4 protein-coding genes are annotated in these 5,125 nt (G+C 70.0%); 3 read left to right on the top strand and 1 reads right to left on the bottom strand.

Going from position 1 to position 5,125, the window contains the following annotated elements:
• The 3 genes from GTW40_RS08680 to GTW40_RS08670 form a co-directional block, all read left to right on the top strand.
• Positions 1-860, top strand: an 860-nt coding sequence (locus tag GTW40_RS08680) for a sugar ABC transporter permease (protein ID WP_161179579.1), incomplete at its 5' end; no start/stop codon positions are given.
• The gene (locus GTW40_RS08675) at positions 857-1,756 is read left to right on the top strand and encodes a carbohydrate ABC transporter permease (RefSeq protein WP_161179578.1); all 900 of its coding nucleotides are present in this window, start codon (positions 857-859) and stop codon (positions 1,754-1,756) included. The genes GTW40_RS08680 and GTW40_RS08675, both read left to right, overlap by 4 nt.
• A gap of 137 nt (positions 1,757-1,893) precedes the next feature.
• Positions 1,894-3,333 carry a GH1 family beta-glucosidase gene (locus GTW40_RS08670; RefSeq protein WP_161179577.1) on the top strand — a complete coding sequence of 480 codons (1,440 nt, stop codon included), beginning with the start codon at positions 1,894-1,896 and terminating at the stop codon, positions 3,331-3,333.
• 168 nt (positions 3,334-3,501) lie between these two features.
• Here GTW40_RS08670 and GTW40_RS08665 read toward each other — a convergent pair whose 3' ends face one another.
• On the bottom strand, positions 3,502-4,947 hold the full coding sequence (locus GTW40_RS08665; RefSeq protein ID WP_161179576.1) for a cellulose binding domain-containing protein: 1,446 nt from the start codon (positions 4,945-4,947) through the stop codon (positions 3,502-3,504).
• Between the last annotated feature and the right edge of the window lie 178 nt (positions 4,948-5,125).

Genomic DNA, 5,125 nt, shown 5'->3' with positions numbered 1-5,125 from the left:
CGTTCGTGTCCCCCTTCTTCCTGCTGTTCGCGGCCTTCACCCTGGTCCCGCTGCTCTACACGGCCTGGTACTCGCTGCACGACGTACAGCTCTCCGCGCTCGACCAGCAGACCTGGACCGGCCTCACCAACTACCGCAATCTGCTCTCCTCGGAGTTCTTCTGGAACGCGCTGGAGAACACCTTCACCATCGGTGTGATCTCCACGGTCCCGCAGCTCCTGGCCGCGCTCTGGCTGGCCCACATGCTGAACTACCGGCTGCGCGGCTCGACCGTGTGGCGCGTGGTGATGCTGACGCCGTACGCGACCTCGGTGGCGGCCGCGACGCTGGTGTTCACGCTGCTGTACTCGTGGGACGGCGGCATGGTGAACTGGATCCTCCACTTCGTCGGCGTCGACCCGGTCAACTGGCGTGAGTCCGACTGGGGTTCGCAGTTCGCGGTGTCCACGATCGTCATCTGGCGCTGGACCGGCTACAACGCGCTGATCTATCTGGCCGCGATGCAGGCGATCCCGGCGGACCTGTACGAGTCGGCGGCGCTGGACGGCGCCAACCGCTGGCAGCAGTTCCGGCACGTGACCATTCCGCAGCTGCGGCCGACGGTGCTGTTCACCATCGTGGTCTCCACCATCGGCTCCACCCAGCTCTTCGGCGAACCCCTGCTGTTCGGCGGGGTCAGCGGGTCCAAGGGCGGCTCGGAGCACCAGTACCAGACGCTCGGTCTGTACATGTACGACCAGGGCTGGATCATCGGCAACCTCGGCAAGGCGTCCGCCATCGCCTGGTCGATGTTCCTGATCCTGCTGATCGTCGCGGCGGTCAACCTGCTGTTCACCCGATGGCTGAGGAAGTCCCAATGACCACCAGTGAACCGACCGTGCAGAAGGTGGCGAGGCCCGTGCGGTCCCCCGGGCGGCTCCGGATCACGGGTGCGGGCAAGCAGCTGCACGCGGGCCCGGTGACGTACGTGGCGCTCACCGTGTTCGCGCTGATCTCGCTGGCTCCGCTGGTGTGGACGGCGGTCGCGGCCTCGCGCACCGGCGGGCGGCTCGCGCAGACCCCGCCGCCGCTGTGGTTCGGCGGCAATCTGTTCAAGAACCTCCAGGCGGCGTGGGACGAGGCCGGGCTGGGGACCGCGATGCTCAACTCGCTGCTCGTCGCGAGCACGATCACCGTGAGCACGGTGGTCTTCGCGACGCTGGCCGGGTTCGCCTTCGCCAAGCTGCGGTTCCGTTTCTCGGGGCTGCTGCTCCTGCTGACCGTGGGCACGATGATGATCCCGCCGCAGCTCGCGGTCGTCCCGCTGTATCTGTGGATGAGCGACTTCGGCTGGTCGAACCAGCTCCAGACGGTGATCCTGCCGAGTCTGGTGACCGCGTTCGGCACGTTCTTCATGCGGCAGTACCTGGTGCAGGCGCTGCCCTCGGAGCTGATCGAGGCGGCGCGGGTCGACGGCGCGAGCAGTCTGCGGATCGTCTGGCACGTGGTCTTCCCGGCCGCGCGGCCCGCGATGGCGGTGCTCGGCCTGCTGACCTTCGTGTTCGCCTGGAACGACTTCCTGTGGCCGATCATCGCCCTGAACCAGCAGAACCCCACCGTGCAGGTGGCCCTGAACTCGCTCGGCACCGGCTATGTCCCGGACCAGGCGGTGATCATGGCGGGCGCGCTGCTCGGCACGCTGCCGCTGCTGATCGCCTTCCTGCTCTTCGGCAAGCAGATCGTGGGCGGCATCATGCAGGGCGCGATCAAGGGCTGACCGGTTCCGCTCAGGGGGCCGGGTCAGTGACGCCCCGGCCCCTTCTCCCCTTCCCCCAGGTCCTGCCGACTCTCGGTCTTCCCGACCCTCGGCATTTCCGACTCTCGGTCTTCCCGACTCTCGATGGGAGCGCTTCCATGCCCGACTCCTCCCCCACCGCCTCTCCGGTCACCTTTCCCCCGGGCTTCCTCTGGGGCGCCGCGACCTCCGCGTACCAGATCGAGGGGGCGGTGCGCGAGGGCGGCCGTACGCCGTCGATCTGGGACACCTTCAGCCATACGCCGGGCAAGACCGCCGGTGGGGAGACCGGCGACACCGCCGTCGACCACTACCACCGCTACCCCGACGACGTGGCCCTCATGGCGGACCTGGGCCTGGGCGCCTACCGGTTCTCCGTCTCCTGGCCGCGTGTGCAGCCGACCGGGCGGGGCCCCGCGGTCCAGATCGGCCTGGACTTCTACCGCCGTCTGGTGGACGAGCTGCTGGAGAAGGGCATCCAGCCCGCCGTCACCCTCTACCACTGGGACCTCCCCCAGGAGCTGGAGGACGCGGGCGGCTGGCCCGAGCGCGACACCGCCCACCGCTTCGCGGAGTACGCCCAGCTCGTCGGCGAGGCGCTCGGCGACCGCGTGGAGAGCTGGATCACCCTCAACGAGCCCTGGTGCAGCGCCTTCCTGGGCTACGGCTCGGGCGTCCACGCCCCCGGCCGCACCGACCCGGTGGCCTCGCTGAAGGCGGCCCACCATCTCAACCTCGCGCACGGCCTGGGCGCTTCGGCGCTGCGCGCGGCCATGCCGGCCCGCAACAAGATCGCGATCAGCCTCAACTCGGCCGTCGTACGCCCGCTTTCGCAGAGCCCGGCCGATCTCGCCGCCGCCCGCCGCATCGACGACCTGGCCAACGGGGTCTTCCACGGCCCGCTGCTGCGCGGTGCCTACCCGGACTCGCTCCTGAAGGCGACCTCCCGGCTCACCGACTGGTCCTTCGTCCTCGACGGCGACCTGCGCGCCGCCAACGCCCCGCTGGACGCGCTCGGCCTCAACTACTACAGCCCCGCCCTCGTCTCGGCGGTCGACGGCGAGGTCTCGGGCCCGCGCGCCGACGGCCACGGCGCGAGCGAGCACTCCCCCTGGCCCGGCGCCGACGACGTCCTCTTCCACCAGACTCCGGGCGAGCGCACGGAGATGGGCTGGACGGTCGACCCGACCGGCCTCTACGACCTGCTCATGCGCTACACCCGCGAGGCCCCCGGGCTGCCGCTCTACATCACCGAGAACGGCGCGGCCTACGACGACAAGCCCGACGCCGACGGCCGCGTCCACGACCCCGAGCGCGTCGCCTACCTCCACGGCCACCTCTCCGCCGTACGCCGGGCCCTCGCCGACGGCGCCGACGTGCGCGGGTACTACCTGTGGTCCCTGATGGACAACTTCGAGTGGTCCTACGGCTACGAGAAGCGGTTCGGCGCGGTGTACGTGGACTACGCGACGCTGGAGCGGACGCCGAAGTCGAGCGCGCGGTGGTACGCGGAGGCGGCACGCACGGGCGAGCTGCCCGCGGTGGAGTCGGCGGGCTGATTCCGGCGGGTTCTGTACGGCTGTACGGCTGTATGGCTTGTACGGCTGTACGGCGAAGGCCCGGCGGTGTGTGTCACCGCCGGGCCCCCGGGTCATCGGTCGCCGTCAGCCGCCGGCCGGTTCCCCCCGGTCGGCCGCTCCTCTGATCAGTCCCCCCTGATCAGCAGGTCAGTTGTAGGCCGCGAACGCCTTGGAGAAGGCGAACTTGTCCTGGTTGATGGAGCTGCACGTGGCGTCGGCGGTGGGCTTGGTGCCGCCGTCGCACTGCTTGTCGCGGGTGCCGGACCACATGGACAGCGCGCCCAGGCCCTTGGACTTGGCGAAGTTCACCAGCTGGGTGGCGTCCTCGACCTTGAAGATCTCGGAGGCGACGTCGTTGACGCCGATCATCGGCGTGACCGCGACGGTCTTCCAGGCGTCCGCCTCGGAGAGGCCGAGGACACCCTTGATCTGGGCCTGGGTGGCGGTGGCGGCCTGCTCCGCCAGGTCGCCCATGTCGCCGCTGAAGGCCGGGCCGTAGTCCATCGCCATGATGTTGACGGCGTCGATGCGCACGCCGTTGGACTTGGCGTCGGCGAGCAGGTTGACGCCGTCCTGGGTCAGGCCCTGGGGCATCACCGGGAGGGTGAAGGAGACGTTCAGGTCGGGGTGCGCGGCCTGGAGCTTGGCGATGGCCTGGGCGCGGCGGGTGTTGGCCGCGGCGTTGGGCAGTGTGGCGCCCTCGATGTCGAAGTCGACCTTGGTGAGCTTGAAGGCGTCGACGGCCTTGCCGTAGGCCGCCGCCAGCGCGTCGGCCGAGGAGCAGGTGGTGCCCAGCTCGGTGCCGGTGGCGCCGCCGAAGGAGACCCGGACGTCGCCGCCCTTGGCGCGCAGGGCGCCGATCTGCGCGGCCACGCCGTCGGCGGTCAGGTCGGAGACGCCGCCGAACTTGGGGGTGCAGCCGCCGCCGTCGTTGACGAAGGCGAGGTTGAAGTTCTTCACGCCGGTGGCGTCGGCCATGCCGAGGAGGTCGAAGGCCGGGTAGAGCGAGGTGTCCACGTAGGGGGCGAAGCCCGCGGTCTTGGTGGTGCCGCTGCCCGTGGTCTGGGTGGGAGTGGGGGCGGGGGTGTCGCTCTTGGTGGGCTGGGGCTGGGTGGGCTCGGGCGAGGGGGCCTCGGTGGGGCGGCCGCTCGGCTCGGGGGTGGCGGTGGAGTCGGCGGAGCACGAGGTGCCGTCGATCTGGCAGCCGGTGGGGTCGCCGCCGCCGTTGACCACGAAGCCGACGGTGAGGGACTTGCCGGGGGCGATGCCCTCGTCCCACTTGGCGGCCTTCACGGTGACGTGCTGTCCGCTGACGCTGGAGTCGGCGTTCCACAGGGAGCTGAGCGTGGCGCCCTTGGGGAGGTCGAACTCCAGGGTCCAGGACTTCTCGGTCTGGCCGGTGTCGTTGGAGATGACGTACTGGCCGCTGTAGCCGGAGGACCAGTCGCTGTTCTTCGTGTAGACGGCGCCGACACCGGCCGCGTGGGCGATTCCGGTCACGAAGAAGGCGCCGCCGCCGGCGACGGCCGCGGCGACGATGCCGCCTATCGCCTTGTTCCTGCCGCTGATCCTGCGCCGGTGCGTGCTGCTCATGCGCGTGCCTGTCCTTCGTCGCGGGGGGGGGGAGGTTGGGGGGTGGTGAGGCAGACGCTACCGATGGGGAACCGGACAATCGGCTTGATAGGGACGGGCGTTCGAGACCTTAGGGTGCGCTTAAGGAAGAGATCGGGGACGGTTAAAGGTCGAGACCAATACGCCGGATTCGCGGTCT

The organism is Streptomyces sp. SID4985 (assembly GCF_009863025.1).
GTDB lineage: Bacteria > Actinomycetota > Actinomycetes > Streptomycetales > Streptomycetaceae > Streptomyces.
Note: the sequence above shows the minus strand (reverse complement) of the source record. Positions and strands in the feature narration are given on the sequence as shown.

Coding starts and splice junctions, on each gene's coding strand:
- GTW40_RS08675 (WP_161179578.1), top strand. CDS start 857: ATGACCACCAGTGAACCGACCGTGCAGAAGGTGGCGAGGCCCGTGCGG.
- GTW40_RS08670 (WP_161179577.1), top strand. CDS start 1,894: ATGCCCGACTCCTCCCCCACCGCCTCTCCGGTCACCTTTCCCCCGGGC.
- GTW40_RS08665 (WP_161179576.1), bottom strand. CDS start 4,947: ATGAGCAGCACGCACCGGCGCAGGATCAGCGGCAGGAACAAGGCGATA.